The following is a 4023-nucleotide window of genomic DNA, read 5'->3' on the forward strand; positions in this document are numbered from 1 at the left end:
CGGCATCTGGGTTATCAAGTGCGATGAAGCGGTTGGTCTCCTTAATCTTGTTTAGCAGGGGGTAAAGCGACAACGAGCCGTGCTAACTCTCAAGCTGTACGCCGTTGATCTGCTTCAATTTGCCGAATGCCGTCTTCCAACTCAGCAAACAAGTCGTCATCGTCAATCAGTTCACCCCGGTCTGCCTGCTCAATACCGATCGCCAAATCTTGCTGCAATTCTGCCAGCTTTGCCTGGTAGAGGCGATCGCGCTCTTCTAGTAGTCGTAATGCTTCCCGCACAACCTCACTGGCAGAGAGGTATCTACCACTCTTGACCTTCTCGTGGACAAACTGCTCCAGTTCAGGGGTGAGGGAAACGTTCATAAATGAACCGCTTAGAAGTGGACAGCTCAATCTTAATGTCAAAGTTTGACATTGGGTAGTTCACTACGCCTCTAACCCCACTAGGGAAATTGTTTACGGTTCTTTTGGGATGACCGACGAACTGCATTAGCAACCGAATTTTGAGAAGAATACATAGGCATTCAAATAACGCTCTAATCGAATCCCAATGGCGACCTGCTCTAGACTGAAAATTTTCTCTAGTTCACCCCCACCATCCAGTTCAGGCAGGGCTTTAGCTTGAGTCATCATTGGCTCCCGAACGCTTAATGCTGGTTGTCGTTGAAGGATTTGAGCGTGGCACTGGGGGCGATCGCCATGCCACTGACGCAAAGCAGTCAAAATACTTAGCCCCACAAATTGTCCAAGCGCGCTTGGACAATTTCCCTCACAAATGGGCAGGACCTACAACAATTTTGTACTAATCTATAGCCTGCCAAGTGTTACCGAATTGCCAGTATATTAGGGCTTGGAGTGAACTACCCATCCTGCTTGAGTCAAGGAATGCCCAGTAACCTGTCTTCTGATAGCTACATCCGTTTGTTGGACGACCTCAAGAACTGGATTCAGAATGCCCAACTGCGGGCAGCAACAGCGGTCAATCGGGAACTGGTTACGCTCTACTGGCAGATTGGGTGCGCGGTTCTTGCTAAGCAGCAGCAGGAGGGATGGGGCGCAAAGGTGATTGAGCAGCTCTCTAAAGACCTTAAACACGCTTTTCCAGAAATGAAGGGGTTCTCCCGGTCCAATCTGCTGTACATGAGGGCATTTGCTCAGGCATTCCCTGACCAAACCGTCATCCAGGCAGTAATGGGACAAATCACCTGGTATCACAATATTGCCCTGCTCGATAAACTCAAAGATAATGAGGAGCGGCTCTGGTATGCCCAAAAGACGATCGAACATGGTTGGAGCCGAAGTGCTCTGGTTCACCAAATCGAAAGCGGACTATATGGGCGGGTTGGTAATGCTGTCACCAACTTTGATCACACCCTGCCTCAAAGCCAATCAGACTTAGCCCGTCAAATTCTGAAAAGTCCGTATAATTTTGAGTTTTTAGAACTGGCAGAAACGGCTCAGGAGCGAGATTTTGAACGGGCACTGGTTGATCACATCCGAGATTTCTTGCTGGAATTGGGGGTTGGCTTTTCATTTTTGGGTAGCCAGTATTCACTCGAGGTGGGCGGTAAGGAATATAAGCTGGACTTGCTTTTCTACCACGTCAAGCTTCACTGTTACGTGGTGATTGACCTCAAGGTGGTGGAGTTTGAACCAGAGTTTTCCGGCAAAATGAGCTTTTACATCGCCGCTGTAGACGATCTATTGCGGAGTGAGATGGATAACCCCACGATCGGGATTGTGTTGTGTAAGTCTAAGAACAAAGCCACCGTAGAATATGCCCTACGCTATATTCACCATCCTGTTGGGGTAGCGACCTACCGATTAAAAGACACCCTACCCGAGCCACTTCAGGGAAGCCTCCCTAGTATTGAGCAGCTTGAGATGGAGCTAAACACCCTATCAGTAGAGCCAATCTCAGACCCTACCGAAGATTAAACTTCGAGCAGAGTAAATAATTGTCCAAGACCTCTTGGACAATTGCTAATTTCCCCAAAACGCTGCCATTTCCCAGTAACAGAGCTAGAGCCAGGGCGATCGCCTCCGCATTCGAGCAAACTCCGATATCTCAAGCCATAAATTCACTTTTTCCATTTGCTAGCCCTTCAACTCTTAAAGGAGAATAAAGTTTGCCTCACAAGGGAAAGGGGCGATCAGGTTCAAGGAGGGGGCTATATCATAGGATTAGTTTGTGTTAAACGTTAGGATAGCTCTGATACGGAGAGTCTTTGCGCCTGGATAATCAAGCTTCAACCATGAGCGATCGCCAGCCAAATCAACCTGAAGCCGTCATCCGTCCTAAGTTTCAGGAAGGTGGCATTCAGTCTGCTCTTCAATCAAAATTAGACTTAGAAAACTTAACCTTCACAGCTTCTAGCAATCAAGATACCGCTTATGACGGTGGAAGCCATGCTTTTACACCTCAAAGTGACAGCTACCTGCTCATTCAAGAGGCAAGAGATAACCTAAATCCTCAACAGATTGAAGCAACGATTCAATACCTCCAAAGTAAATCGAGCTTATTAGCACGAATTACGATGGAAGTTTCTCAGCATCTAATCAACGTTTATAGAGAAAGATTAGGCACGAAAGAACAGCCAGCAACTAAAAAAGTTTCTGAAAAACCTCTCCCCTTATTTGAACTTGTTCAAGAAGGCAACTTAGGTTCTTGGGGATTAAATACTACTCCAGAACAAGATATTGTTTTTCAAAACATTCGGAGCTTAGTTGAAGAGTTTTTCAAAGAAAATGGCTTGTGGGAAAAAAGTGCCAGAGATATTTGGTCTAACCTACTTGCTTGGGCTGTAGAAGATATGAAGGCGGAAATCGGTGAGGCTGTTCTGAAGTCGCTCACCCATGAGGAGTTTTGCCTTAAGCTAAACAGCTATCTTTTTGAGAAAGAATCCATCTTTATTAACAACAGAATCAATTTTCTAGAAAAATCTTACGCTCAAAATATCGCTAACCTGATAATTCAAGCATTGGATCTCCCAAATTACCCGTTATCTGGATTAGAGAGACTGCTAGGCATTCACGTCAGCAGTGGGAAAAAACCAGTTCCGCTTACTGAAAGAAGTCTATCTAAAATCGATTCTATTACAGCTATCCCTACGGGCTTACCAATCGTTAGCAGCATCTCAGCTCAGCTTAATACCGCCTTGTGGCAACCTGATTCTTCGGGAGTTGCTTATTTTCGTTATCACTCTAAAAACAATCAAAGCAATTATTTAGAGCACTACATTACTAGCCCCGGAGATATTGAGGCGCTTCCTTGGGAAGCAGCAGAACAAATTATTAACAAGTTTGGCTTTAACACAGTCAAATTGCAATTTATTTTGGCTGCTCATGCAATGCGGCAAGCAGTACCTTGGGAAAGTACTTTTACGCTTAAAGCCAGCGACATTATTGAAGAATTTGGCTGGAATAAGAATCACAGTACCAGCCTACCTGCCAAACGAAATGAAGTAGCAAATATTGCTTATGCACTCTCTTGTTTGCTAGTCAAAGCTGTTTGGATTGAAGGACGCGGCAAAAATCAAGTAGATGCAAGCACTCCCATAGGCAGGATGTGGGAGTTGCTGATTGATCCCCACGGGCAGTTTGATTGGACAACAGGCAGAATTGATGAGCCAAATGAAGTTTACATTACTGTTCGTCCTGGTTTATGGACAGCTCATTTCTTGAACCAAGCTGGTAGTAAAGCGAAAGAAGCTTTGTATCAGTTCGGCTATCTGGCACTTAATATCCTGAAGCTAGACCCCTACCACGATGAACTTACCCTTAGACTAGCCATTCACCTGACCCTGGATGTCCGAATTCGAGCCAGAGATCGCAGCCCCTATGAATATCGAGTTAAGACGCTACTAGAATCTGTCCTACCAACAACAGTCATTCAAGAAGCTCGGCAAAGTAGTGAAAAGGCTCGCAGTTTATTCAATCGCTGGAATCATGCCTTAGAGCTATTGGAGAGCTTGGGATGGCAACCCGGCGAGGATGATACATTTACATGTTTTTACGTCGA

General features: G+C 45.5%; 4 protein-coding genes. 2 read left to right on the forward strand and 2 right to left on the reverse strand.

The window, feature by feature from the left end; genetic code table 11:
• Positions 1-89: 89 nt before the first annotated feature.
• Both H6F93_RS00015 and H6F93_RS00020 read right to left on the reverse strand, forming a co-directional pair.
• Positions 90-365 carry a type II toxin-antitoxin system ParD family antitoxin gene (locus H6F93_RS00015; RefSeq protein ID WP_190677894.1) on the reverse strand — a complete coding sequence of 92 codons (276 nt, stop codon included), beginning with the start codon at positions 363-365 and terminating at the stop codon, positions 90-92.
• Positions 366-491: 126 nt separating this feature from the next.
• Positions 492-740 carry a hypothetical protein gene (locus tag H6F93_RS00020; protein ID WP_190677895.1) on the reverse strand — a complete coding sequence of 83 codons (249 nt, stop codon included), beginning with the start codon at positions 738-740 and terminating at the stop codon, positions 492-494.
• 147 nt (positions 741-887) lie between these two features.
• Here H6F93_RS00020 and H6F93_RS00025 point away from each other — a divergent pair, with 147 nt between their 5' ends.
• Together H6F93_RS00025 and H6F93_RS00030 are read left to right on the forward strand one after the other, a co-directional pair.
• Positions 888-1940 (forward strand): PDDEXK nuclease domain-containing protein, encoded by a 1053-nt coding sequence (locus H6F93_RS00025; RefSeq protein ID WP_190677904.1) that lies wholly within the window; start codon positions 888-890, stop codon positions 1938-1940.
• 599 nt (positions 1941-2539) lie between these two features.
• Positions 2540-4023 (forward strand): transcriptional regulator (locus H6F93_RS00030; protein ID WP_190677907.1); only part of this gene is annotated, 1484 nt, incomplete at its 3' end.

The organism is Leptolyngbya sp. FACHB-671, assembly GCF_014695745.1.
GTDB lineage: Bacteria > Cyanobacteriota > Cyanobacteriia > Elainellales > Elainellaceae > JAAUTN01.